20 protein-coding genes are annotated in these 24361 nt (G+C 60.4%); all 20 read left to right on the plus strand.

Annotated features, from left to right (window positions below; genetic code table 11):
* The first annotated feature begins 13 nt into the window (after nucleotides 1–13).
* The 20 genes from atpA (at nucleotide 14) to G533_RS0111130 (ending at nucleotide 24355) form a co-directional block, all read left to right on the plus strand.
* Entirely contained in the window at nucleotides 14–1558 is a 1545-nt protein-coding gene (atpA, locus tag G533_RS0111035; protein ID WP_027950000.1) for a F0F1 ATP synthase subunit alpha, read from the plus strand.
* Between the two features lie 15 nt (nucleotides 1559–1573).
* Nucleotides 1574–2437, plus strand: coding sequence for a F0F1 ATP synthase subunit gamma (atpG, locus tag G533_RS0111040; protein WP_027950001.1), 864 nt, complete (start codon nucleotides 1574–1576; stop codon nucleotides 2435–2437).
* A 77-nt stretch (nucleotides 2438–2514) separates the two neighbouring features.
* Complete coding sequence (gene atpD / locus G533_RS0111045) at nucleotides 2515–3912, plus strand: F0F1 ATP synthase subunit beta (RefSeq protein ID WP_027950002.1); 1398 nt, start codon at nucleotides 2515–2517, stop codon at nucleotides 3910–3912.
* 23 nt (nucleotides 3913–3935) lie between these two features.
* The gene (locus tag G533_RS0111050; protein ID WP_027950003.1) at nucleotides 3936–4364 is read left to right on the plus strand and encodes a F0F1 ATP synthase subunit epsilon; all 429 of its coding nucleotides are present in this window, start codon (nucleotides 3936–3938) and stop codon (nucleotides 4362–4364) included.
* 175 nt (nucleotides 4365–4539) lie between these two features.
* Complete coding sequence (gene glmU / locus G533_RS0111055; RefSeq protein ID WP_027950004.1) at nucleotides 4540–5907, plus strand: bifunctional UDP-N-acetylglucosamine diphosphorylase/glucosamine-1-phosphate N-acetyltransferase GlmU; 1368 nt, start codon at nucleotides 4540–4542, stop codon at nucleotides 5905–5907.
* A 3-nt stretch (nucleotides 5908–5910) separates the two neighbouring features.
* On the plus strand, nucleotides 5911–7740 hold the full coding sequence (gene glmS, locus G533_RS0111060) for a glutamine--fructose-6-phosphate transaminase (isomerizing) (RefSeq protein ID WP_027950005.1): 1830 nt from the start codon (nucleotides 5911–5913) through the stop codon (nucleotides 7738–7740).
* Nucleotides 7741–7913: 173 nt separating this feature from the next.
* A complete protein-coding gene (locus G533_RS25360) occupies nucleotides 7914–8699 on the plus strand; it encodes a metalloregulator ArsR/SmtB family transcription factor (RefSeq protein WP_035527658.1) in 786 nt (261 codons plus the stop codon).
* A gap of 146 nt (nucleotides 8700–8845) precedes the next feature.
* Entirely contained in the window at nucleotides 8846–9883 is a 1038-nt protein-coding gene (arsB, locus tag G533_RS0111070; RefSeq protein ID WP_027950007.1) for an ACR3 family arsenite efflux transporter, read from the plus strand.
* 61 nt (nucleotides 9884–9944) lie between these two features.
* Nucleotides 9945–10946, plus strand: a complete 1002-nt coding sequence (locus tag G533_RS0111075; RefSeq protein ID WP_027950008.1) for an ArsJ-associated glyceraldehyde-3-phosphate dehydrogenase — start codon at nucleotides 9945–9947, stop codon at nucleotides 10944–10946.
* Entirely contained in the window at nucleotides 10947–12176 is a 1230-nt protein-coding gene (gene arsJ, locus G533_RS0111080) for an organoarsenical effux MFS transporter ArsJ (protein ID WP_027950009.1), read from the plus strand.
* Between the two features lie 69 nt (nucleotides 12177–12245).
* Nucleotides 12246–12929, plus strand: a complete 684-nt coding sequence (locus tag G533_RS0111085) for a response regulator transcription factor (protein WP_027950010.1) — start codon at nucleotides 12246–12248, stop codon at nucleotides 12927–12929.
* Entirely contained in the window at nucleotides 12919–14193 is a 1275-nt protein-coding gene (locus tag G533_RS0111090; RefSeq protein WP_084638936.1) for a sensor histidine kinase, read from the plus strand. Before G533_RS0111085 ends, G533_RS0111090 begins: the two co-directional genes overlap by 11 nt.
* Nucleotides 14194–14312: 119 nt before the next feature.
* Nucleotides 14313–15995: a phosphoethanolamine transferase gene (locus G533_RS21655; RefSeq protein ID WP_084638937.1), complete on the plus strand. Its 1683-nt coding sequence runs from the start codon at nucleotides 14313–14315 to the stop codon at nucleotides 15993–15995.
* A 38-nt stretch (nucleotides 15996–16033) separates the two neighbouring features.
* On the plus strand, nucleotides 16034–17986 hold the full coding sequence (locus G533_RS0111100) for an LTA synthase family protein (RefSeq protein WP_027950012.1): 1953 nt from the start codon (nucleotides 16034–16036) through the stop codon (nucleotides 17984–17986).
* A complete protein-coding gene (locus tag G533_RS0111105) occupies nucleotides 17986–18387 on the plus strand; it encodes a diacylglycerol kinase (RefSeq protein WP_051230215.1) in 402 nt (133 codons plus the stop codon). The genes G533_RS0111100 and G533_RS0111105 overlap by 1 nt, the downstream gene beginning before the upstream one ends.
* Nucleotides 18388–18525: 138 nt before the next feature.
* On the plus strand, nucleotides 18526–18918 hold the full coding sequence (locus G533_RS0111110) for a disulfide bond formation protein B (RefSeq protein ID WP_027950014.1): 393 nt from the start codon (nucleotides 18526–18528) through the stop codon (nucleotides 18916–18918).
* Between the two features lie 118 nt (nucleotides 18919–19036).
* Nucleotides 19037–19867 (plus strand): enoyl-CoA hydratase/isomerase family protein, encoded by an 831-nt coding sequence (locus G533_RS0111115; protein WP_035527661.1) that lies wholly within the window; start codon nucleotides 19037–19039, stop codon nucleotides 19865–19867.
* A gap of 11 nt (nucleotides 19868–19878) precedes the next feature.
* Nucleotides 19879–21510 carry an acetate--CoA ligase gene (locus tag G533_RS0111120; RefSeq protein WP_084638938.1) on the plus strand — a complete coding sequence of 544 codons (1632 nt, stop codon included), beginning with the start codon at nucleotides 19879–19881 and terminating at the stop codon, nucleotides 21508–21510.
* Nucleotides 21511–21553: 43 nt separating this feature from the next.
* Nucleotides 21554–23371 (plus strand): acyl-CoA dehydrogenase, encoded by a 1818-nt coding sequence (locus tag G533_RS0111125; protein ID WP_027950017.1) that lies wholly within the window; start codon nucleotides 21554–21556, stop codon nucleotides 23369–23371.
* A gap of 69 nt (nucleotides 23372–23440) precedes the next feature.
* Entirely contained in the window at nucleotides 23441–24355 is a 915-nt protein-coding gene (locus G533_RS0111130) for a hydrogen peroxide-inducible genes activator (protein ID WP_027950018.1), read from the plus strand.
* Nucleotides 24356–24361 lie beyond the last annotated feature (6 nt).

Consider the following 24361-nt stretch of genomic DNA (forward strand, 5'->3'; position numbering starts at 1 on the left):
TGAGGAACAGAGCATGCAGCAACTGAATCCGTCAGAAATTAGCGAGATGATCAAACAGCGCATCGACCAGCTCGATGTGTCATCCGAGGCGCGCAACGAAGGTACCGTTGTTTCGGTAACCGACGGTATTATCCGTATCTACGGCCTTACCGACGTGATGTACGGTGAGATGATCGAGTTCGAAGGCGGCATCTTCGGGATGGCGCTGAACCTCGAGCGTGACTCGGTCGGCGCGGTGATACTCGGCGACTACAAGAACCTGGCCGAAGGCCAGTCTTGCCGCTGCACCGGCCGCATTCTCGAAGTGCCGGTGGGCCCCGAGCTGCAGGGCCGTGTTGTCGACGCGCTGGGTAACCCCATCGACGGCAAGGGTCCGATCAACGCCAAACTGACCGATGCACTGGAAAAAGTCGCGCCGGGCGTTATTGCCCGCCAGTCGGTAGACCAGCCGGTACAGATCGGTTTGAAAGCTATCGATGCCATGGTGCCGATCGGCCGCGGCCAGCGCGAGCTGATCATCGGCGACCGCCAGGTGGGCAAGACCGCCATCGCCGTGGACGCGATCATCAACCAGAAAGGTACCGGCATTAAGTGTATCTACGTGGCGATTGGCCAGAAGGCCTCCTCCGTCGCTTCGGTAGTGCGCAAGCTTGAAGAGCACGGTGCCATGGAGCACACCATTGTGGTGGCCGCGACGGCGTCGGACCCTGCAGCGATGCAGTTCCTGGCACCCTTTGCCGGTTGCACCATGGGCGAGTACTACCGCGACCGCGGTGAAGACGCGCTGATCATCTACGACGATCTGACCAAGCAGGCCTGGGCGTATCGCCAGATCTCCCTGCTGCTGCGTCGTCCGCCAGGCCGTGAAGCTTACCCCGGTGACGTGTTCTATTTGCACTCGCGTCTGCTGGAGCGCGCGGCTCGTGTCAATGCTGACTATGTCGAGCAGATGACTAAAGGCGAAGTCAAAGGCAAGACCGGCTCGCTGACCGCACTGCCGGTAATTGAAACCCAGGCCGGTGACGTTTCCGCGTTCGTACCGACCAACGTGATCTCCATTACCGACGGCCAGATCTTCCTGGAAGCTGACATGTTCAACGCGGGCGTGCGCCCGGCAATGAACGCCGGTATTTCGGTATCTCGAGTGGGTGGTGCTGCACAGACCAAGATCATCAAGAAGCTGTCCGGCGGTATTCGTACTGCACTGGCCCAGTACCGTGAGCTGGCGGCCTTCTCCCAGTTCGCATCCGACCTGGACGAAGCCACCAAGGCCCAGCTGGATCAGGGCGAGCGCGTTACCGAGTTGATGAAGCAGGGCCAGTATGCGCCGCGCTCCATCGCCGACATGGGTATTGTGCTCTATGCGGCCAACGAAGGTCACTTGCGCGACGTGGAAGTGAACAAGATTCGTGACTTCGAAGCGTCTCTGCTGTCGTTCATGCACAGTGAATACGCCGACCTGATGAAGAAGATTGTCGACACCGGCGATTACAACGACGAGATCGAATCCGCCTTCAAAGCGGCGATCGAAAAGTTCAAGGCCACGCAAACCTGGTAACCCCGAGGACAGCAGATGGCAGTCGGAAAAGAAATCCGGACCAAGATACACAGTATCCGGAGCACGCAAAAGATCACCAGCGCCATGGAAATGGTGGCGGCGAGCAAAATGCGCAAAGCCCAGGAGCGTATGTCCTTGGGCAAGCCCTATGCGCGGCGGATGCGGTCGGTGGTAGGTCATATTGCCAACTCCGCACCGGAGTATCGCCACGCCTACATGATCGAACGCGAAGTCAAACGCGTCGGTTTTGTGGTGGTGTCAACGGATCGCGGGCTGTGCGGTGGCTTGAACATCAACCTGTTCAAGGCCACGGTGAAAGCCATGAAGGGCTGGGCCGACCAGGGTGTGGGTATCGACCTTTGTCTGATCGGTGCCAAGGCGGCAGCGTTCTTCAAGAGCTATGGCGGTAACGTCACGGCAGCCGTGCGCGACATCGGCGAGGAGCCCACACTGGGCGACCTCATCGGCAGCGTGAAAACCATGCTCGATGCCTACGAAGATGGGCACATTGATCGCCTGTTTCTGGTCAGCAACGAGTTCGTCAACACCATGACACAGAGCCCCAGTGTCGAACAGCTGTTGCCGCTGCTGGCAGAAGACAGTGCGGAAATGAAGCACCACTGGGATTACATCTACGAGCCGGATGCGATGCAGCTGCTGGAAAGCCTGCTGACGCGCTACATCGAATCGCAGGTGTACCAGGCTGTAGTCGAAAACGGTGCCTGCGAGCAGGCGGCGCGGATGTTGGCGATGAAGAACGCAACCGACAACGCCGGTGAGCTGATAGACGACCTGCAGTTGATCTACAACAAGGCACGGCAGGCGGCGATCACGCAGGAATTGTCAGAGATTGTCAGCGGCGCGGCGGCTATTGGCTAAGACGTAACCTATTCGGTAGCGCCGCGAGTTCGCGGCACTGCCACCCAGAATTGAACTTTGATGCAGAGGATCCGAACATGAGCAGCGGACGAATCGTACAAATTATCGGTGCCGTGATCGACGTGGAGTTTCCACGCGAAGACGTACCCAAGGTTTACGATGCACTGTTGGTTACCGAAAAAGGCCTGACCCTGGAAGTCCAGCAGCAGCTGGGTGATGGCGTTGTGCGCACCATTGCCATGGGCTCTTCCGAAGGTGTGAGCCGGGATCTGGCGGTGGAAAATACCGGCGCCCCGATCAATGTGCCCGTCGGGATAGAGACGCTCGGCCGCATCATGGACGTGCTCGGCAACCCTATCGACGAGTGTGGCCCGATTGGCGAACAGGAGCGCGCCTCGATTCACCGCAAGGCGCCGGCCTATGACGAGCTGGCCGCTTCGGAAGAACTGCTCGAAACCGGCATCAAGGTTATCGACCTGGTCTGCCCGTTTGCCAAGGGCGGTAAAGTCGGCCTGTTCGGCGGTGCCGGTGTGGGCAAGACCGTGAATATGATGGAGCTCATCAACAACATCGCCACCGAGCACTCGGGTCTGTCCGTGTTCGCGGGTGTCGGTGAGCGTACTCGTGAAGGTAACGACTTCTACCACGAGATGCAGGAAGCGGGCGTGGTTAACGTCAAGGACTTTCCCAAGTCCAAGGTAGCGATGGTTTACGGCCAGATGAACGAGCCGCCCGGTAACCGCCTGCGCGTTGCCCTGACCGGCCTCACCATGGCCGAGAAGTTCCGCGATGAAGGCCGCGATGTACTGCTGTTCGTCGACAACATCTACCGCTACACGCTGGCCGGTACCGAGGTGTCCGCACTGCTTGGCCGTATGCCTTCTGCGGTGGGTTACCAGCCTACGCTGGCAGAGGAAATGGGTGTGTTGCAGGAACGCATCACCTCGACCAAGACCGGCTCTATCACCTCTATCCAGGCGGTTTACGTGCCTGCGGACGACCTGACTGACCCGTCTCCGGCAACCACCTTCGCCCACCTGGATTCCACCGTGGTACTGTCGCGCGACATCGCCGCCAAGGGTATTTACCCCGCGGTAGATCCGCTGGACTCCACCAGCCGTCAGCTCGACCCCCTGGTGATCGGCCAGGAACACTACGACGTGGCCCGTGGCGTGCAGACAGTTCTGCAGCGCTACAAGGAACTGAAGGACATCATCGCCATTCTCGGCATGGATGAACTGTCTGAGGAAGACAAGCAGACGGTTGCCCGCGCGCGGAAAATCGAGCGCTTCCTGTCCCAGCCTTTCCACGTTGCGGAAGTGTTCACCGGCGCCCCCGGCAAATATGTCTCCCTGAAGGATACGATTGCCGGCTTCCAGGGCATTCTCGCGGGTGAATACGATCACCTGCCCGAGCAGGCCTTCTACATGGTCGGCGGTATCGACGAAGCGATTGAGAAAGCGAACAAGCTGTAAGGCTTGCGCTAGAGGGTCTGGAGATGGCAATGACAATTCACTGCGATATCGTCAGCGCGGAGGAAGAAATTTTCTCCGGGCTGGTGGAGATGCTGGTGGCGACTGCCGAGCTCGGTGAGATGGGTGTCAGCTACGGCCACGCGCCGCTGTTGTCCTCGCTGATCCCGGGCCCGATCCGTATCGTCAAGCAGGGCGGCGACGAGGAAGTGTATTACGTCTCGGGCGGCTTCATTGAAGTGCAGCCCGGCGTGGTATCCATTCTGGCCGACACCGCGCTGCGTGCCGGTGATGTTGACGAAGCTGCCGCCGAGGAAGCGCGCCGCGAAGCCCTGCACACGCTCACCAATCAATCCGGCGATTTCGACTATGGCCGGGCGTCCGCGCAGTTGGCTGAAGCTGCGGCGCAGCTTGCCGTGCTGCGCAAAATGCGCAACCGCGCGGGCCGCGGTTAAGCACGCCTTCCAGGCCCTGTTCAACAGGGCCTTTTTGTTCCACTTCACACTTTTTGGTATGGCCTGAACAATCAGGTTGTTTCCATTTTCCCTCGCGTTAACATGCGTGTTGTTCGGTAGAGCCGCAGCTTCGGCTATTGGCTGGCTGCCTACGCTATAACAAAGGGAATCCGCTATGACTCTGGAAGTTATCATTCTGGCTGCCGGCCAGGGGTCACGCATGCGCTCCAGCACACCCAAGGTATTGCACCTCCTGGGCGGCAAGCCGTTGCTCCAGCATGTTGTCGACGCTGCCCGCAGCCTCGAGCCCTCGGCTGTCCATGTGGTCGTCGGGCACGGTGCGGAAGCCGTGCAGGAAGCCATGGCAGGCAATGCGCTGAACTGGGTGGAACAGACCGAGCAGCTGGGCACCGGGCATGCCGTGCTGCAGGCGTTGCCTGCGCTGGGTGCCGATAGCACCGTGTTGGTGCTCTACGGGGATGTGCCTCTGGTGTCGTCGGCTGTGCTGCAGCAACTGGTCGATGCGGCACAGCAGTCGCCCGCGTTGTTAACCGCCGTGCTGGAAGACCCAAGCGGGTATGGCCGCGTACTGCGCGATGCCCAGAACCGCTTCCGGGCCGTGGTTGAACACAAGGACGCCAGCCCGGATGAGCTCGTGGTCACAGAGGTGAACACCGGCATTCTCGCTGCGCCCGCGACGCTTCTGCAGCGTTACCTGCCCAGGGTGGGCAACAGCAATCAGCAGCGCGAATATTATCTTCCGGACGTACTGTCACTCTCGGTTGCCGATGGCATCGCCGTGTGCACGGCAAGCGTTGCCGACCCGCTGGAGGTGCTGGGGGTCAACGACCAGTTGCAATTGAGTCGACTGGAGCGTGAGCTGCAGCGCCAGCGGGCTGAGGCGTTACTGATATCGGGAGTGCGGCTGGCAGACCCCGCGCGCATTGATATCCGCGGCGAACTCACCTGTGGGCGGGACGTCTTCATTGATGTGAACTGCGTGTTTACCGGTGATGTGGTGCTGGGCGATGGTGTGCACATTGGTCCCAACTGCGTAATTTCTGACAGCCAGATAGCCGCCGGCAGTGAGGTGTGCGCCATGAGCCATTTACAGCAGGCTCGTGTCGGTGATTCCTGTCATGTGGGGCCCTACGCAAGGCTGCGACCCGGCACAGAGCTGGCAGCCGGTGCGCGTGTGGGCAACTTCGTGGAAACCAAGAAAGCGCGCATTGGCGCCGGCAGCAAAGTGAACCACCTGTCTTATATCGGCGATTGCGAAATGGGCGAGGGCGCCAATATCGGTGCAGGCACCATTACCTGCAATTACGACGGCGTCAACAAGCATATTACCCGGATCGGCGATGGCGCCTTCGTTGGTTCCAACGCGACACTGGTGGCCCCTGTGGAAATCGGTTCGGGCGGGTTTGTCGCAGCCGGTTCCACCATTACTCGTGAGGTTCCCACCGCGGAGTTGGCGGTAGCGCGGGGCAAGCAGCGCAATATTTCCGGCTGGCAACGGCCTGGCAAAAAGAACAAGGACTGAATCATGTGTGGAATTGTGGCGGCGGCAGCGCGGCGTGAAGTGTCGGAGATTCTGCTTGAGGGCCTGCGGCGCCTGGAGTACCGCGGCTACGACTCGGCCGGCATGGCGCTGGTGGATAACGAGCACAACCTGCTGCTGCACAAGCGGCAGGGCAAAGTGGCGGAGCTAGAACAGGCCCAGGCCATGGACCCGAAGTACGGCTGTGTGGGTATAGCCCACACGCGCTGGGCGACCCACGGTGTGCCATCGGCGGCCAATGCGCACCCGCATATTTCCGGGGAGCGGGTTGCAGTGGTGCACAACGGCATCATTGAGAACCATGAAACGCTGCGCAAGGAGTTGCAGGACGCGGGCTACAGCTTCCAGTCCGGCACGGATACGGAAGTCATCGTGCACCTGCTGCACCAGCAACTCGACGACGGCTGCAGCCTGCTGGAGGCGTTCCGCGCGGTGGTCCCGCGCCTTCAGGGTGCCTACGCGCTTGCCGCTGTCGATACGCAACACCCGCATGAGGTGGTGGGTACCCGGGAGGGCAGTCCGCTGGTTGTCGGCGTGGGGATTGGTGAGTACTTCCTCGCCTCGGACCAGCTCGCCTTGCGTCAGGTTACCGACCGCTTTATCTATCTGGAAGAAGGCGACCTGGTGCGTATAACCCCGACCTCACTGGAGATCATGACCAGTGCGGGCGATCGGGTGGAGCGCCGCATGACACAGATTTCGGCGCTGGAGGAAACCACGGGGCTGGGTGACTACGAGCACTACATGCTCAAGGAGATTCACGAACAGCCACGGGCTCTGGCCAATACCATTCCCGTGGCGGGCACCCGCGACATTGACGACAGCGTGTTCGGCAGTGAGGCCGGCGCATTGTTCGATCAGGTTCGCGCTGTGCAAATAGTCGCCTGTGGTACCAGCTATCATGCCGGTATGGTGGCGCGGTACTGGCTGGAGGAGCTCGCCGGGTTACCCTGCACGGTAGAGGTGGCTTCCGAGTTCCGCTACCGCAAGCGGGTGCCCCTGCCCGGCACGCTGCTGGTGACGGTTTCCCAGTCCGGTGAAACCGCGGATACACTCGCCGCCCTGCGCGATGCCACGGAAGAGGCCTACATCGGCAGCCTTGTGATCGCCAATGTCGACCACAGTTCACTGGTGCGCGAATCAGACCTGGTTTTCCTCACCCGCGCCGGTGCGGAAATTGGTGTCGCCTCCACCAAGGCCTTCACCACGCAACTTGCGGCCTTCCTCATGTTGACGCGGGTGCTGGGCCGCCGGCACGCACTGTCTGCGCAAGCGGCAGACGAGCTGGTATCCGCCCTGCACAAGCTGCCCGATTACGTGGAACAGACCCTCCTTCTGGACCCGGTCATCAAGCACATGGCCACCGCGCTGATCATGAAGCACCATGCGCTGTTTCTCGGCCGCGGTATCCAGTACCCGATTGCGCTGGAAGGGGCGCTGAAGCTCAAGGAGATCTCCTATATTCACGCGGAAGCCTACCCGGCGGGTGAGCTCAAACACGGCCCCCTGGCCCTGGTGGATGCCGACATGCCGGTGATCGCCGTGGCGCCGGGTGATGCCCTGATGGAGAAGCTCAAGTCGAACCTCGAGGAGGTGCGCTCGCGCGGCGCCGAATTGTATGTGTTTGCCGACAACGCAGCGCATTTTGCCGAGGAGTCGCGGGTGCATGTTATTGCTCTGCCGAGCTGCCCGGAGCTGCTCAAGCCTATCGTGTACACCGTTGCCCTGCAGTTGCTGGCCTATCATGTTGCGGTGCAGAAAGGCACCGACGTGGACAAGCCGCGTAACCTGGCGAAGTCGGTCACCGTGGAATAAACCTGCCGGGGCTTTGGCGGAGGCCCCACCAACCCGTCAAAGCCGCCCATAACGCCCACACCTCCACGATATGATCGCTGTCGGGTATGGGGTCATATGCGTAAAAAACATATATGTTTTATCGTATATCTGATTTATGATATATCTTCGCTGTGTGGGCATCGAGGGCTGTGATGAAGCGCGTTCTGTTCGTGTGTAGCGGGAACTCCGCTCGCTCGCAAATGGCCGAGGCCCTGCTGCGGCATTTTGCCGGCGACCAGTTTGAGGTGCACAGTGCGGGCACCCGCCCCGCCGAAGTGGACCCGCGCACCCTGTCGGCACTGGAGGGCTTCGGCCTGGAATCAACCGGGCTCGAGTCCAAATCAGTTGAGCGCTTCGCAGACCAGCCGTTCGACTTCGTCATCAGCCTTTGTGATAAGGCGCATCGTGAATGCCGCCACTGGCCGGGTAGTGGCGCGGTGATGGCGTGGGACTTCCCCGACCCCAAGGCCAGCAACGAGCCCAAGGCATTTGCGCGCTGTCTGCATGAAATCAGCGAACGCATACGCCTCTTTGTGCTGGTCAACAGCAAGAACGTTCATGCAGAGACCAGGACACCTCAGCCACTCGTCTTCTACAAGTCTCTGGCCGAGGAAACGCGGCTGCTCAGCGTACTGTTGATAGAACAGGAGGGAGAGCTTTGCGTCTGCGAATTGATGGAAGCCCTGGAACAGTCACAGCCCAAGGTGTCCCGGCACCTGAGCCAATTGCGCGAGGCTGGCCTGTTGCTGGATCGGCGGCAGGGGCAGTGGGTGTTCTATCGTCTGCACCCGCTGCTCGACGACTGGATGTGCACTATTCTCCGAGAGACCCGCGAGCACTGTCCGCGACTGCTGGAGCAGCCTCTGCGGCGCCTGCGTGCGATGAAGGCGCGCCCGTCCCGAGGCGCCTATGCCTGTGACGTGGGGGTTGTAGCATGAGCGATGTGTCCGGCAGTCTCCCCAATCGGTCCCCAGTTGCCAGGGCTGTTATGGCGTTTGATGACCACGACGCCGAGCGGGTAAAGAACGCCGAACAGCGGTCCGCCCCTGTGAATCAGCGCGCGATATAGGGAGGGACAAACGCCGTGGGTATTTTCCAGCGTTACATGAGCCTGTGGGTAGCATTGTGCATTGCCGCCGGGGTGATTCTGGGTGTGCTGGTGCCCAATGTATTCGGCGCTATCGCGCGATTGGAATTTGCCCACGTCAACCTGGTCGTCGCGGTCTTAATCTGGGTGATGATCTACCCGATGATGGTGCAGATCGACTTCCGTTCCATGCGGGAAGTGGGTAGGAAGCCGAAAGGCCTGCTGCTGACCTTGATCGTTAACTGGCTGATCAAGCCGTTTACCATGGCGGCGCTGGGCTGGCTGTTCTTCCGTGTGATTTTTGTCGACTGGGTCGATCCACAGAGTGCGGGTGAGTTCATCGCCGGCATGATCCTGCTCGGGGTTGCGCCCTGCACGGCGATGGTATTTGTCTGGAGCCAGCTAACCCGGGGCGACCCCAATTACACGTTGGTGCAGGTTTCCGTGAATGACATCATCATGGTTTTCGCGTTCGCGCCAATCACCGCGTTCCTGTTGGGTGTCAGCGATATTCACGTGCCGTGGGCAACCCTGTTGCTGTCGGTGGTGCTGTATGTGGTGCTACCCCTGGTCGCCGGCGCCCTGACCCGTTACCGGTTGGAGCGTGATGGCGATGGAGAGCGCCTGGCCGGCTTGTTGCAAACCCTGAAGCCGTGGTCAATTGTAGGCCTGCTGGCCACGGTGGTGCTGTTGTTCGGGTTTCAGGCCGAGACCATTCTCGCGCAGCCACAGACGATAGGCCTGATCGCCATTCCCCTGCTGATCCAGACCTATGGCATTTTTGTGCTTGCCTATGCCGCCGCCTACTGGCTGCGCTTGCCGCACAATATTGCGGCGCCGGCGTGCATGATCGGCACGTCCAATTTCTTCGAGTTGGCGGTCGCCGTGGCCATCTCCCTGTTTGGCCTGCACTCCGGCGCAGCTCTGGCCACCGTGGTGGGTGTGTTGGTGGAGGTACCGGTCATGTTGTCTCTGGTGGCCATTGCCAACAAAACGCGACACTGGTTTGACGGTCGAGTGAGCACAGCCGCGTGAGCGGCGGCTGCTGGCGCGCAGGCCTCCGCCTATCTTTCCGTTCCCAAGCTGAGTAACTGCCATGTCTATCAAAATTGGAATCAACGGCTTCGGGCGCATGGGGCGCCTGACCCTGCGCGTCCTCTGCGAACAGCCCGACGTGCGCATTGTGCAGATCAATGATCCGGTGGCTGATGCGGCCACACACGCGCACCTCATGAACTTCGATTCCGTGCATGGCCGCTGGCAACGCGAGGCAACGTCCGTTAACGAGACGCTGATCATCGGTGACCAGCGGGTCGCTGTCACTGCCAACACGGCGATCAGTGCAACCGACTGGTCCGGCTGTGATGTGGTGATTGAAGCGTCCGGAAAGATGAAAACCAGGGCGCTGCTGCAGGCGTACCTGGACCAGGGCGTGGAGCGAGTGGTCGTCACCGCGCCGGTAAAGGATGAAGGCGTGCTCAACGTGGTCATGGGGGTCAATGATCACCTGTACGACCCCGCACGGCACCATATTCTGACAGCCGCTTCCTGCACGACCAACTGTCTTGCACCGGTGGTGAAAGTGATCCACGAGCAACTGGGTATACGGCACGGCAGCATGACCACGATTCACAGCCTGACCAACACCCAAACCATCCTCGACGCGGCGCACAAGGATCTGCGTCGGGCGCGCGCCTGCGGCGCGAGCCTGATACCCACCACGACCGGCTCTGCAACGGCAATTACACAGATCTTCCCCGAGCTTCAAGGCAAGCTGAATGGCCATGCCATCCGGGTGCCGCTGACCAATGCCTCGATTACGGACTGTGTCTTCGAGGTCGAACGCGCAACCACCGCGCAAGAGGTCAATGCGCTGCTGCAAGAGGCTGCCGCGGGCGAGCTGCAGGGCATTCTGGGTTACGAGGAACGTCCACTGGTTTCGATTGATTATAAGACTGACCCGCGCTCCAGCATCATCGATGCCCTCTCCACTCTCGTGGTAGGCGGCACGCAGGTGAAACTCTATGCCTGGTACGACAACGAATGGGGGTACGCCAATCGCACCGCCGAGCTGGCGCTGAAGGTGGGTCGTCGCTGAATGCTGAGACCGGTGTCCCCCGCCATACGCCAATACCTGGTGGTAACGGGCAATTATTGGGCCTTCACACTAACTGACGGCGCACTGCGCATGCTGGTGGTGTTGCACTTCCACGGCCTCGGCTATTCGCCGCTGGATATTGCGCTGCTGTTCCTGTTCTACGAAATTTTCGGGGTGATCACCAACCTGGTGGGCGGTTGGCTGGGGGCGCATTGGGGGCTCAACCGTACCATGAACATCGGCCTCGCCTTGCAGGTGGGCGCACTGTCAATGTTGCTGGTGCCTTCCACCTGGCTGACGGTTCCCTGGGTGATGGCGGCGCAGGCGTTGTCGGGTATTGCCAAGGACCTCAACAAAATGAGTGCCAAAAGTGCGATCAAGCTGCTGGTGCCGGCAGATGCGCAAGGCCAGCTCTACCACTGGGTGGCGGTTCTCACCGGGTCCAAGAACGCGCTCAAGGGGATCGGATTCTTTCTCGGCGGCGTGCTTCTGACGTGGCTTGGGTTTACGGGAGCAGTGGCGGCGATGGCATCGGCGCTGGCTCTGGTCTGGTTGCTGAGCCTCATAATGCTGCGCCAGGATCTTGGCAAAGCCAGTAGTAAACCCGCCTTCCGCGATATTGTGTCCACAAGCCGCGCGATCAACATTCTGTCAGCCGCGCGGCTGTTCTTGTTTGGCGCGCGCGATGTCTGGTTTGTTGTCGCCCTGCCTGTTTTCCTCTCCCAGACCCTGGGCTGGAATCACGGCCAGACAGGTGGTTTTCTCGCTCTCTGGGTGATTGGCTACGGCCTGGTGCAGAGCCTGGCACCGCGTATAACCGGCACCAGGTCGGGAGTGGTTGCGGATGGTCGGGCCGTAACGGGGTGGGCGGCTGCGCTCACTCTCCTGCCCGGGTGCATTGCGCTCGGCTTGCTCTACAACCTCGATCCTGCCCCCCTGCTCATCGGCGGCCTGCTGTTGTTCGGCGCGGTATTTGCCGTCAATTCAGCGCTACACAGCTATCTGATTATCAGCTATGCGCGCAGCGACGGGGTGTCGCTGGATGTGGGCTTCTACTACATGTCCAATGCCCTGGGGCGCTTGCTTGGCACGCTACTCTCTGGCTGGCTCTTCCAGGTTGCAGGGGAGGGCAGCGTCGGCCTGCAGGCGTGTTTGTGGGCCTCGCTGGTTCTTCTGTTGCTGGCCACGGTGATTTCCGCACGCTTGCCGCAATATCCGCGGCCGGCTTGATCGGGTATTGTGGTGCATGGAACAAAGTAACCTTGCCGCAGACGCTGCGGCAGTTCTTCCGAGGTGACCATGACCGATCGCTTACTCATCGTTGAAGATAACCGCGACATTCTGGCGAGTGTGGTCGATTACCTTGAGCTGAAGGGGTTCAGCGTGGATGCGATTGAAAACGGCCAGGCTGCCCGTGCGCTGATTCAGGCGAATCACTACGACTTGGTGGTGCTGGATATTGGCCTCCCGGGAATGGACGGCTTCACACTTTGTGCGGAGTTGCGCCAGCGCGACAAAAGCCCGCTTCCGGTCATCATGCTCACCGCCCGCGATGCCGTGGAGGACCGTGTGCTCGGCTTCGAAGCGGGCGCTGACGATTATCTGGTGAAGCCCTTCGCGCTGCCCGAGCTGTACCAGCGCATCAAAGCGGTACTGAAGCGGACACAACGCCGTTATGAACCTGTGCTGCAGGTGGGGGATCTGGTGCTGGACACCGAGACGCGGCAGGTGACGCGACAGGGACGGCCCGTGAAGCTGGACCGCAAAGGTTACGCCTTGCTTGAACTGCTGATGAAGCGTTGTCCGGAGGTGGTTCCGCACGAGGATCTCACCCACACCCTGTGGGGTGATGAACCGCCGGACAGCGACGCGCTGAAGTCGCATATCTACCGTTTGCGGCAGGCGGTGGATGGCGCGTTTGACCGTGCGCTGATCCGCACCGTGGCAGGTACCGGTTATGCACTAGTTTCCGATGCCCAGTAGATTCCGCTACTCCATTCGCGCGCGCCTGCAATGGAGTGTGATGGCGCTGATCGTGGCGATCACCGCGCTGTGCGGTATTTGCATGGTGCTGTTGGTGTTCTGGTTCGAGCGCACACTGTTCTACAACCACCTGGTAGGCGATCTCGAGCGCTACATCGACGAGTACCAAAGTGCGCAAAATGCCATGCGTATACCGCGCGGGGATATCACGTTCTACAAGTTGCCAAGCACTGATCACACGCTGCTCCCGGAGGCGTTTCGCTACTATCCGGAGGGCAATTTTGAGGTGCTCAGCGGGCCTGGCGCCTACAGCCTGATCGTGCGCAACCGAAGCCCCTGGGTGTATGTCCTGGCGCAGGACCAGAGCGACTTCGAACGGCTGGAGTTACTCGCGGTGGCCGGTATTGTGTTCGGGTTCCTGCTCATCTCGGGGCTGGGTTACTGGCTGTCGCGTTACATTGCCTCGCAAGTACTGCTACCGGTTATGACGCTGGCCGCTGCGGTGAACGCAGATCCGGGGTCGGGACGCAGTCCGGGGTTCAATCCCGACCACTACTCGAGAGACGAAGTGGGTGACCTCGCGCAGGCCGTGCAGGGCTACGCCGACCAGGTGGCGGACCTGCTTGAGCGGGAGCGTCAGTTCACCGCAGACGTCAGCCATGAATTGCGGACGCCGATGATGGTGATTCAGGCCGCCTCCGATGTGCTGGCGGAAAGCACCAATGACAACCCTGCACAACAGCGAGTGCTGTCGCGCATTGAGCGCGCGATCAAGGACATGCAACAACAGATAGCGCTCTATCTTGAGCTGGCGCGCGAACCCGGGGAGAGCCAGCGGGATGACGACTGCACCTTGCCGGAAGCAGCCAATGCGGCGCTGGAGCTGTGGAAGAGCAGGGCGGATGAGCAGGGCATTGCCCTGAGGTGTTCGTGTGAGCCGGGCTCCAGTGAAATGCGCGTGTCTCGGGTACTGATCAGCGCGGTGCTTAATAACCTGCTGCACAACGCCCTGAACCACACACGGGCGGGCTCCGTGTCCATAGAAGTGACCGGTCGGAATGTTGCAGTTCGCGACACGGGCAGTGGAATCGATCCTGGCGTTGCCGCACACATTTTCGAGCGCGGGGTGCGCTCCCCTCAGGGGCCGGGCTCGCGCTACGGGCTGGGCCTGTCCATCTCCAAACGTATCTGCGACCACCAGCGCTGGCAGCTGGATGTACAGCCCAACAGTCCACAGGGCACAACCTTCACCCTGACCGTGTAATTCCTTCCCGGCCGCGTGCTGTGACTTTTTTGTCACTCCGCGGTTTCTAGACTCTTCTCCAGCACTGCACCTGTGGCTGCCGACCCGGCACCCACCTGCAGCCTCGAGGAGTCATGGAAATGCTCGCAAAGCCTCTCGGCATGAGTCGGTTCACGTTGCTGCTGGCGGCGTATTTTGTACTGGTTATCAATATTCCCCTTGCTGCGCGGCTGGTCACGATACTGCAGCACACCGAGGGCCTGAGCCTGGGCATGGTGCTTTCCCTGCCGCTGTTCTTCGGATCGGTGTTCTACCTGCTGTTCAGCGTCTGGACCTTTCGCTACCTCGCCCGGCCGTTTGCCGTTGTGCTGCTGCTCGCTTCTTCGCTGGTCAGCTACGCCATGTATTACTACGGCACCGTGTTCGACATGGACATGATCCGCAATCTGGTGGAAACCAACCCGGGTGAGGCGCGGGCCTACCTGAATGTGAACCTCGCGCTCTGGTGGCTGTTCACCGGGGTTGTGCCTGCAATAATTTTTGCCGTGTTGCCGCTGCGCAGCCAGTCCCTGACACGCGAGCTGGGCAGCAAGCTGTTCTCCATGACACTTGCGGTCGTCGTTGTACTGGGTATTGCCGCGCTCTATTACAAGGATTACGCATCCCTTGGGCGGAACAACCACGAACTGAACAAGCTCATTATTCCCACACATTATCTCTACAGTGCCGGCAAGTTCGTGAGCCGTACCTACCTTGCGCCACCCAGGGCGCATCAGGCGCTGGGGGAAGATGCCCTGGTGGCGGACCGCGAGCATACGCGGAAAAAGCGCCTCACCGTGCTGGTGCTTGGTGAGACGGCACGCGCCCGCAACTTTGAATTGAACGGCTACCCGCGCCCCACGAACGCGTTCACCCGGGACCTCGGTCTGGTGTCCTTCAGGCGGGTCTCCTCCTGCGGGACTGCCACTGCGGTGTCGGTGCCCTGCCTGTTTTCCCGGCTGGACCGCAGCGACTATGACCCGGCGTTGGCGAAAACACAGGACAACCTGCTGGATGTAATGCAACACGCCGGAATCCAGGTGCGTTGGCTGGAGAACGACGGCGGCTGCAAAGGCGTGTGTACGCGAGTGCCGACGAAGGCGTTTGAACCCCACCAGGGTGAGCCCTTCTGTGAAGGCGAGTATTGCCAGGACGAAGTCCTGCTCGGTGGGCTGGAGGCGCAACTGGCAGCGCTGGAACAGGAGGATACGCTCATTGTGCTGCACCTGGCCGGCAGCCATGGCCCCACCTACAACCAGCGTTACCCGGAAGCCTTTCGTCGCTTCACGCCGGACTGTCCGCGCAGTGACATACAGAACTGCTCAGACCTGCAGATCGTCAACAGCTACGACAACACACTGTACTACGACGATTACGTGATGAGCCGGGTGATTGCCCAGCTAGCCGAACAAACACAGTGGCAGACCAGCCTGCTGTATGTCTCCGATCACGGGGAGTCTCTGGGGGAAAACGGTATGTACTTGCACGGTATGCCCTACGCGCTGGCCCCCGACGAGCAAACCCAGGTCCCGATGCTGCTGTGGATGTCTGCGGAGTTTTCTTCGACGCAGGGTTACGACGGTGGTTGCGTGGCACAGGTTGCCGCGCAGGCAAACCTTTCGCATGACAACGTATTCGACACCATGCTCGGCCTGATGCGGGTGCAAACCGGTATCTATCGGCCGCAGCAGGACATGCTCAACCCCTGTCGACAGGCGGCGTTGGTCGCACAGGCCGACCGTAGCCCGGGTGCCTCACCCGCGCTTGATGGCAACCGGAGTTGATCCCTTCCGCACGCCTTACCCCCTGCAGGATGCTACCTATGGCTAACTGGTTACCCGCCGCCGTCGAGCGCCTGATTCGACCGCTCTGGTTGTTCCTGCTCGGTGGCCTGTTGCTTACTACCGGCAGTCGCCTGGGCCTGATGTCGTGGCAGATGGAGCGCATCACTGATGCATCTACCGCGCTCACTGTGCTCGGCTTCGGCATTCGCATCGACCTGGTAATGCTCTGTTACTGGCTTATTCCTGCGGTGTTGCTGTTGCTGCCCCTGCCTTCCCGTTACCACCGTACGCCGCTCTATCTCTGGCTGGCGGCGGGCTTCGGATTGCTGGCCTTTATGGAAGCCGTTACTCCGGGGTTTATTGCCCAGTACGATTTGCGTCCAAACCGCCTGTTCGTTGAATACCTGCAGTACCCGCAGGAAGTGTTCGGCATGTTGCTGGGTGGTTTTCAGGTGGAGCTGGTGTTCGGGTTGCTGGTTCTGCTGGCGGCGCCGTACCTGGCGTATGTCACTCTCCTGCGCTTTGCGCCCTCGGGTGGGCAGCCTGTCGCCATCGGCGTGCGGCTTGCGGTCATCGTATTACTGTTGCCACTGCTGGTCCTGGGCGCACGGGGTACACTGCGGCACCGGCCGATCAATCCCGGCTTCACCGCGTTCAGCAGTGATGCGCTGCTCAACGACCTGACCCTGAACTCACTGTATTCAGTGGCCTGGGCCGTGCGCGCGCTGCGCGCAGAAATCGATGCCTCCCGCTTGTATCCCCAGTTGCCAGATGCCGTGCTGTTCACCGAGGTGCGCAAAGCGATGGGCCTGCCGGAGGCGCAGTTTCTGTCGGCGCGTTACCCGACCTGGCACGCACAGAGGCCCTCGGTGGTAGCACCGAGGTTACGCAACCTTGTTATCGTGCTTGAAGAGAGCCTCGGCGCACAGTACGTGGGCACGCTGGGCGGCGACACGCTGACGCCGTCCTTCGATGCGCTGGCGGAGACCGGTTGGCTACTGGAAGAGCTCTATGCCACCGGAACCCGTTCCGTACGAGGCATTGAAGCAGCGGTGACGGGGTTCCTGCCGACGCCCGCGCGCAGCGTGGTGAAGCTGCCGCGCTCGCAGCAGGACTTTTTTACCCTGGCCTCACTGTTTGGGACCCGCGGCTACGACACCTCGTTCATTTATGGCGGCGAAGGACATTTTGACAACATGGCGAGCTTTTTCCTCGGCAACGGCTTTCACCGGGTTGTTGACCGGCGACATTATGATAACCCCGAGTTCACGGGCTCCTGGGGTGTTTCCGATGGCGACCTCATGCGCAAGGCGCACGATGAGTTCACCCGCTTGCATGCGGAGGGCAAGCCTTTCTTTAGCCTGGTATTCAGCTCATCCAATCACACACCCTATGACTATCCGGTAGATGCGATAACACCGGTAGAGCAGCCCCCCAACACCAAGCGCAATGCCATCCGTTACGCCGATCACGCCCTGGGTGAGTTCTTTGCTCTCGCCCGGGGCAGTGACTACTGGGACGACACCCTGTTTCTGGTTGTGGCAGACCACGACGACCGTGTCTTTGGGCGCCAGCTGGTGCCTATCGAACATTTCAGAATTCCGGGGCTGATTCTCGGTAAAGGTATTACACCGCGGCGTGACCCGCGGGTGTTCAGCCAGATTGACCTGCCTCCCACGCTACTGTCCCTGTTGGGTATTGCATCACAACACCCGATGTTGGGTCGCGATATCACCACGCTGCCTGAGGCTTACGAGGGTCGCGCCATAATGCAATACGGTGCCAATCAGGCGTACTGGCGGGGGCAAGAGGTGGTGGTAACCCAGCCCGAGCGCCCAGTCACCACGTATCGCATGGACCGTGAGCACTTTTCCCTGATGCCCGCGCCTGCAAACCCGGAGCTCGAGCGCGAGGCCCTGGCTCATGCCCTGTGGGGCAGCCTGGCCTATCGGCGCGGCTTGTACCCGCCGAGCATCAACGGAGAAGACTAGTGCCGGAGCCCGCGGTAGTTGACACACCTGATTACACGCCGGGGCAGACCCCACGCACCGGTCTTGCGCGGGTGCTGAAAGCGTTTGTGCATTCCGGGCGTGGCCTGCGCTATGCATTCCGCCACGAGGCGGCCATTCGTCAGGAGTGCGCGGTGCTCGCCCTGGGCACAGTCATTGTTTACTGGGCAGAGCTGCCGTTCTTCAAGGCGGGCCTGTTACTGTGCAGCCTGCTTTTCCTGCTGGTGGTGGAGCTGCTGAACTCCGCTGTAGAGGCTGTGGTCGATCGCGTGGGGCTGGAGTATCACCCCTTGAGCGGCGCCGCCAAGGACATGGGCTCGGCGGCGGTTCTGCTGTGTTCGCTGGGGGTGGCGTTACTGTGGGTGCTTACGCTGCTGGGGTGAAGGGGGCGCTCATCAAGCCAGGACAACCTGATGCTACTGTAGCCAAGTGCCAGCAGGTGTTTATATACTCGGGTGTCGCTGTGTGCCGGACTTTGGCACACACATTTCTCCAACGTTGCGCCTGCAGGATCTGCCTAGATGTTCAATTACGCGTTCTACCAGAAGAATATTCGCGCCCTGGGGGGCATAGCGATCCTTGTCAGTATTGGCGCCTGGGCGCTGGACTGGTTCGATGTGGTGTATGCCTGTCCCTTCTGCCAGGTACAGCGCACGGTAATCGGTCTGCTCGGTGCGTTTATGCTGCTCGGGAGCAGTCATTTCCTCGTCAAGTATTTCGCCACCGTCATCGGCTTCTTTGGCGCCGGCGTCGCGATGATGCAACATTTCCGCGGCTGGGTGAAAATCCACAAGGGCGAGTTCAGCTGGTACGAGCCAATCTACCTCGACGCGTTTCTGTTGTCGTGCTTTGCGCTGTTCATCATTATTGCCCAAGTCTGGTTGCTGTGTTTGCGCAATGTTAAAGAACCGTAACGGGTTTCTGCTGTGTAACAGGTCCACTGTGCGTTGCGCGCGCTGGCCATCGACAGACCGCACAGGTATTGTATCGGGCTCACTAACGATAGTTAATTAGCCTGACCGGGAGCTGTGCATGAAGACGCTGGAAACCCTGCTGACGGAGACTTCGGAGAAAATATTCACCATAACGCTGAACCGCGAGAAAAACCTCAACGCGCTGTCGTCTCTAGTGCTTGAGGAGCTGGAATGCGCGCTCAATTCGGTGCGTTCGGACCCCGCGGTGTCGGTGATTGTGATCAAGTCGAAGGGCCGGGCTTTTTCGTCGGGCTACGAACTGGGTGGGGATAACTGGGTCACCTCGCAGTATCCCGGTAACGCAGACCCGATCGATCTACAGGCAGACCGCCGTGATATTCATGAACTCGTGGATTACTGGATGCGGATCTGGCGCTATCCCAAACCCATCGTGGCCCAGGTGCAGGGCGACTGTCTTTCCGGGGCGGGCGAACTGCTCGCCGTCTGCGACCTCGCCATCGTCAGTGATCGTGCGCGCTTCGGCCACCCGGCAGCCTGTGATCTGGGGATTCCACCCTCCATCATGTTCTGGCCCATACTTATTGGTCTGCGCAAAACCAAGGAGTTGCTGCTGACCTCCAAGCTGATTGACGCCCAAGAGGCCCTGAGCATTGGCCTGGTCAACGAGGTGGTGCCCCACGATGAGCTGGAAGCGCGTGTACAGGCAGTTGCGGCCAAGGTCGCGAAGGCGCCTTCTGACAACTCCATTTTGTTGAAGAGCATCTCCAACACGTGGTTCGAGAACATGGGCATGCAGCAATCAATCCGCACTGGCGCCGACATTGATGCCATCTATCACCAGAACCGCAGCTACACGGACTTCTTCAAGACCGTGGAAGAAGAGGGTGTGAAGGCAGCCTTCGCCAAACGCGCACGGCTGTACAGCTGAGGAGGACCGACATGAGCGTGGCAATGAATGGCAGCCTGCCGATATGCAGCAGTTACGAAACGTTGTGCGAGCAGTTTTCCTGGTCGATTCCGGAAATGTTCAACATTGCGGATGCGATTTGCGACCGCTGGGCGGCTGACGAAGAACGCGTTGCCATCACCTTTGAAGATCCCGACAAGCAGATCCACCAGTTCACCTACCGCCGCCTGCAGCGCGATGCCAACCGCCTCGCGAACCTGTTTGCTTCCCTGGGCCTTGCCCGTGGCGACCGGATCACGGTGTGTCTGCCGCAGCGGCCCGAATGCGCCATTTCGCATATCGCCTGCTTCAAGTCCGGTATTGTGTCCTGCCTGGCCTCGGTGCTGTTTGGCGAGGAGGCTTTGAAGCACCGCATCAACGGTAGCCACTCGCGCTTGTGCATAGTCGATGCCGACAATTACGCCAAGATCGAGGGAATCTTTGACCAGTGCCCGTCGCTGGAACACATCGTGGTCGTTGGCGAGGTGGATGCCGATCTGCCACTGGGCTTTTACGCCGCAACCCGTGAGCTCTCTGATGAGTGGGTCAATGTTGCCACGCGTGCGGAAGAGCCCGCCTGGATCAACTACACCTCCGGTACCACGGGTCTGCCAAAAGGTGTGGTGATGCCGCACCGCGCCGTCCTCGGCAATGTGTCTGCCTTCGGGTATCTGTTTGACTACTTTCCGCAACCGGGTGATGTACTGTGGTCACAGGCAGACTGGGCCTGGGTTGCCGGGTTTGCCGATATTTTTCTCGTTGGCACCTTCCACGGCTGCCGCATCGTGTCCACCAGCATGAAGGGTTTTGATCCGGTCGAAGGTTTCCGCATTCTGTCAGACCACAAGGTGACGGTTTCACTGCTGACACCCACCATGCTGAAGCTGATGCGTGAGGCCAGTGCGCGGGTGGAAACGGACAAGGTGCAGCTGCGCGTGGTGCTGTCAGGGGGAGAGGCGGTCGGCGCCGAGCTGGCTGGCTGGGCAGACGAGCATTTCAACATGACCATTAATGAAGGTTTTGGACAGTCCGAGTGTAACGGCATGATTGGCAGCAACCCCAAGCTGATGTCGGTGCGCCACGGATCACTGGGCAAGCCTACGCCTGGTGCGGTGTGCGCAATTGTCGACGAGGACGGGAATGAAGTTGCCGATGGCGAGCGTGGCAATATCGCGATTCAGCGACCTCACCCGGCGATGTTCCTTTACTATCTGGATGATCCCGAGGCCACCAGCGCGAAGTTCAGCGGTGACTGGATGCTCACCGGCGACATAGGCAGCCGCGATACAGAGGGTTACTTCTGGTTTCACGGGCGCTCGGACGACGTGATCACCAGCTCGGGATATCGCATCGGCCCCACTGAAATCGAGGATGTTCTGCTCTCTTCGCCGGCAGTCAAGATTGTCGCGGTGGTGGGAGTACCCGATGAACAGAGAACCGAGCTTATCAAGGCCGTGGTCGTCCTGGCCGAGGGCGAGCAGCCTTCGGATGAGCTCACAGCGTCGCTGAAGGCGCTGGTCAGGAACAAGCTGGCCAGACACGAGGTGCCGCATATCATCGAATACGCCGACAGCCTGCCAATGACTGCCACAGGAAAAATCCTGCGGCGGGAACTTCGGGGCTAGCACGCCACCGCTGAGTGGTGATCTTTTTTGTTAAGGATGAGTGATGCACGTTGCGTTATTGAATGACCGCGATATTGAGTTTCTGCTTTTCAAGGTATTTGACACCAACGACGTGTTACACCGTGAGCGGTATAGCGAGCACACGCTGGAAACGATCAACATGACCTTGCAGACCGCCAAAAGCGTCGCGGAGAAGTACTTCCTCAATCACTACGCCAAGGGCGATGCCCAGGAACCGGTTTTCGATGGCAAAACCGTTACCACTGTCGAGGAGACCAAGCAGGCCTGGTCTGCGTTCGCAGAGGCGGGTTTCTTCGCCGCCACCTGTGATTTCGAGGATGGGGGCATGCAGCTTCCCTACATTGTGATGCGCGCGGCCAATGCCTATTTTTATGCGGCCAACCCGGGCACCGCGGGCTACTGCCTGCTCTGCATTGCGGCGGCGGACCTGCTGGAAACCTTCGGCTCCGCGGAGCAGAAGAATACCTACCTCGCGCACATGCGCTCGGGTCGCTTCACCGGCACTATGGCGCTCACCGAGCCCGCGCAGGGGTCGGCGTTGCAAGATATCTCCACCCGGGCGAAACCGTCAGGCGATGGCAGCTACCGTCTGTTCGGCCAGAAGATGTACATTTCCGGTGGCGATCACGACCTGACCGAGAACATCATCCACATGGTTCTGGCCAAGACGGTGTGCCCGGACACGGGCAAAGAGGGCATTTCGCTGTTTATTTGCCCCAAGGTGCACGTGAACGCCGACGGCACGCTGGGCGAGCGCAACGATGTCGCCCTTGCCGGGCTGTTGCACAAGATGGGGTTTCGCAATGCCACCTCGACCGTGCTCAACTTCGGCGAGAAGGACGGCGCGGTAGGCTACCTGTTGGGTGAGCTGAACAGAGGCCTGGCGCACATGTTCCAGATGATGAACGATGCGCGCATCGCGGTGGGGTTGTTTGCCACGGCGCTGGGCTACCAAGGCTACAACTACTCCCTGCTCTATGCGCAGCAGCGCAAGCAGGGCAGAACGTCGCGCCCTGCCAAACAGCAGGACCGGGGTGCGCAGGTTGAGATCATTGAACACGCGGATGTGCGCCGCATGTTGCTCACCCAGAAGGCCTACGCAGAAGCGTCTCTGGCGATGACGTTCTATGCCAGTGTGCTGTTTGAAGACAGCCGCTCGGCTCCGTCCACCGTTGCGCGTGAAGAGGCCGCTGCACTGCTGGACCTGGTCACTCCGATCATCAAATCCTGGCCGTCCAAATATTGCCTGGCGGCGAACGACCTGGCGATACAGGTGCTTGGCGGCGCCGGCTACACGCGGGATCATCTGGTGGAGCAGTACTATCGGGACAACCGCTTGAATCCGATTCACGAGGGCACGGAGGGCATTCAGGCCATCGACCTGCTGGGGCGTAAAGTGGGTGCCGAAGATGGCGCAGCGTTCCAGCGCCTGATCGCGGTCATCGAGGGGGACCTGCAGCGTGGTGAGCAGGATGCGCATGCCACGGTTGTTGAGGTCACCGCGGCACTGCAGCAAGGCGTCACTGCCCTCGTTCAGGTCACTGAAGCACTGCTGCCCGAAATCGGCCGCGACCGAACGGCTGCGCTTGCCAATGCGACGGTGTATCTGGATATGTTCGGACGGGTGTTTGCTGCCTGGATGTGGTTGAAGCAGGCGCTGGCTGCTGCGGAGTGCTTGCGCACTGCAGGCACCGCGGCAGCAGAAGCAGATTTCTGCCAGGGTAAACTGCAAGCCGCAAGGTTCTTCGCCCGCTGGGAGTTACCCAAGTACCAGCATGAGGCACAGATACTGCTACAGCGCTATGATGAACCCCTGAGCATGCCGGCTGAGTGGTTCTAACCTGTTGCGCCTGCGCAGTCGAGCGTGTCTGCGAGGCGCAGGCACAGGTTGGAGGGCAGCTAAACGCCAGTGATTTCTTTCAAGCAACTACGCTACGCGCTCGCCGTCGCCCACACGCTGCATTTCAAGAAGGCGGCGGAGCAGTGCGCGATCTCCCAATCAGCGCTCAGTACGGCTATTGCTGAACTGGAATCGCAGCTGGGCGTACAGCTGTTCGAGCGCGACAACAAGAAGGTGCTGGTGACCCCGGTGGGTGAGCAGATTCTGGCACGCGCTACCGCCATTTCCCTCGAGATCGATGATATCTACCGCCTCGCCACCATGGCTCGGGAGCCGCTGAGCTTTCCCATGACCATGGGGGTTATCCCCACGATCGGGCCTTATCTGTTGCCCAAGGTGCTGCCCGCCGTGCGCCGCGAATACCCGGAGTTTCGCCTGACCATTGCCGAAGAGCAGTCTCATGTGCTGGTGGACAAGGTGCGCAGCGGCGAGCTGGACACCGCTGTGCTCGCGCTGCCCTATGCGCATGAAGGCCTGCTGGACTTTCCGTTCTGGGACGAAAACCTGGTGGTGGTGACCCACCGTGATAATCCGCTGCACCTGCCGTCTCCGGTGCGCGCAGTGGACCTGCGCGAGGCGCGCCTGATGCTGCTGAAAGACGGGCATTGCCTGCGGGACCATGCGCTGGCCGCCTGCCATTTACAAGCGTCCAGCCTGGATGAAACCCTGGAGGGCGCCAGCCTCTACACCTTGATCCAAATGGTCGCGGGTCACATGGGTTCCACTCTGGTACCGGAGATGGCGCTGGACCAGTTGCTGTCGGGCAGTTCGGAACTGGCCGCTATCCGCCTCGAGGAACCGGGCCCTCACCGCAGCATTGCGTTTATCGCGCGGCCCAATTTTGGTGGTGTAAGCAATATCATGTCATTGCGCGTTCTATTTCGGACCGCACTAAAAGAGCACGCCAAGTCACTGTCGGCCTGAGCTGGC

Origin of the sequence: Haliea salexigens DSM 19537 (assembly GCF_000423125.1) — a bacterium.
Classification (GTDB): Bacteria; Pseudomonadota; Gammaproteobacteria; order Pseudomonadales; family Halieaceae; genus Haliea; species Haliea salexigens.

Bases quoted from the DNA above. Each gene is read 5' to 3' on its own strand.
- G533_RS0111090 (WP_084638936.1), top strand. From the start codon at position 12,919: ATGCCCAGTAGATTCCGCTACTCCATTCGCGCGCGCCTGCAATGGAGT.
- G533_RS0111100 (WP_027950012.1), top strand. From the start codon at position 16,034: ATGGCTAACTGGTTACCCGCCGCCGTCGAGCGCCTGATTCGACCGCTC.
- G533_RS0111110 (WP_027950014.1), top strand. From the start codon at position 18,526: ATGTTCAATTACGCGTTCTACCAGAAGAATATTCGCGCCCTGGGGGGC.
- G533_RS0111115 (WP_035527661.1), top strand. From the start codon at position 19,037: ATGAAGACGCTGGAAACCCTGCTGACGGAGACTTCGGAGAAAATATTC.
- G533_RS0111125 (WP_027950017.1), top strand. From the start codon at position 21,554: ATGCACGTTGCGTTATTGAATGACCGCGATATTGAGTTTCTGCTTTTC.
- G533_RS0111120 (WP_084638938.1), top strand. From the start codon at position 19,879: ATGAGCGTGGCAATGAATGGCAGCCTGCCGATATGCAGCAGTTACGAA.
- G533_RS0111075 (WP_027950008.1), top strand. From the start codon at position 9,945: ATGTCTATCAAAATTGGAATCAACGGCTTCGGGCGCATGGGGCGCCTG.
- atpA (WP_027950000.1), top strand. From the start codon at position 14: ATGCAGCAACTGAATCCGTCAGAAATTAGCGAGATGATCAAACAGCGC.
- G533_RS0111050 (WP_027950003.1), top strand. From the start codon at position 3,936: ATGGCAATGACAATTCACTGCGATATCGTCAGCGCGGAGGAAGAAATT.
- glmU (WP_027950004.1), top strand. From the start codon at position 4,540: ATGACTCTGGAAGTTATCATTCTGGCTGCCGGCCAGGGGTCACGCATG.
- atpD (WP_027950002.1), top strand. From the start codon at position 2,515: ATGAGCAGCGGACGAATCGTACAAATTATCGGTGCCGTGATCGACGTG.
- glmS (WP_027950005.1), top strand. From the start codon at position 5,911: ATGTGTGGAATTGTGGCGGCGGCAGCGCGGCGTGAAGTGTCGGAGATT.
- arsJ (WP_027950009.1), top strand. From the start codon at position 10,947: ATGCTGAGACCGGTGTCCCCCGCCATACGCCAATACCTGGTGGTAACG.
- G533_RS21655 (WP_084638937.1), top strand. From the start codon at position 14,313: ATGCTCGCAAAGCCTCTCGGCATGAGTCGGTTCACGTTGCTGCTGGCG.
- G533_RS25360 (WP_035527658.1), top strand. From the start codon at position 7,914: ATGAAGCGCGTTCTGTTCGTGTGTAGCGGGAACTCCGCTCGCTCGCAA.
- G533_RS0111085 (WP_027950010.1), top strand. From the start codon at position 12,246: ATGACCGATCGCTTACTCATCGTTGAAGATAACCGCGACATTCTGGCG.
- atpG (WP_027950001.1), top strand. From the start codon at position 1,574: ATGGCAGTCGGAAAAGAAATCCGGACCAAGATACACAGTATCCGGAGC.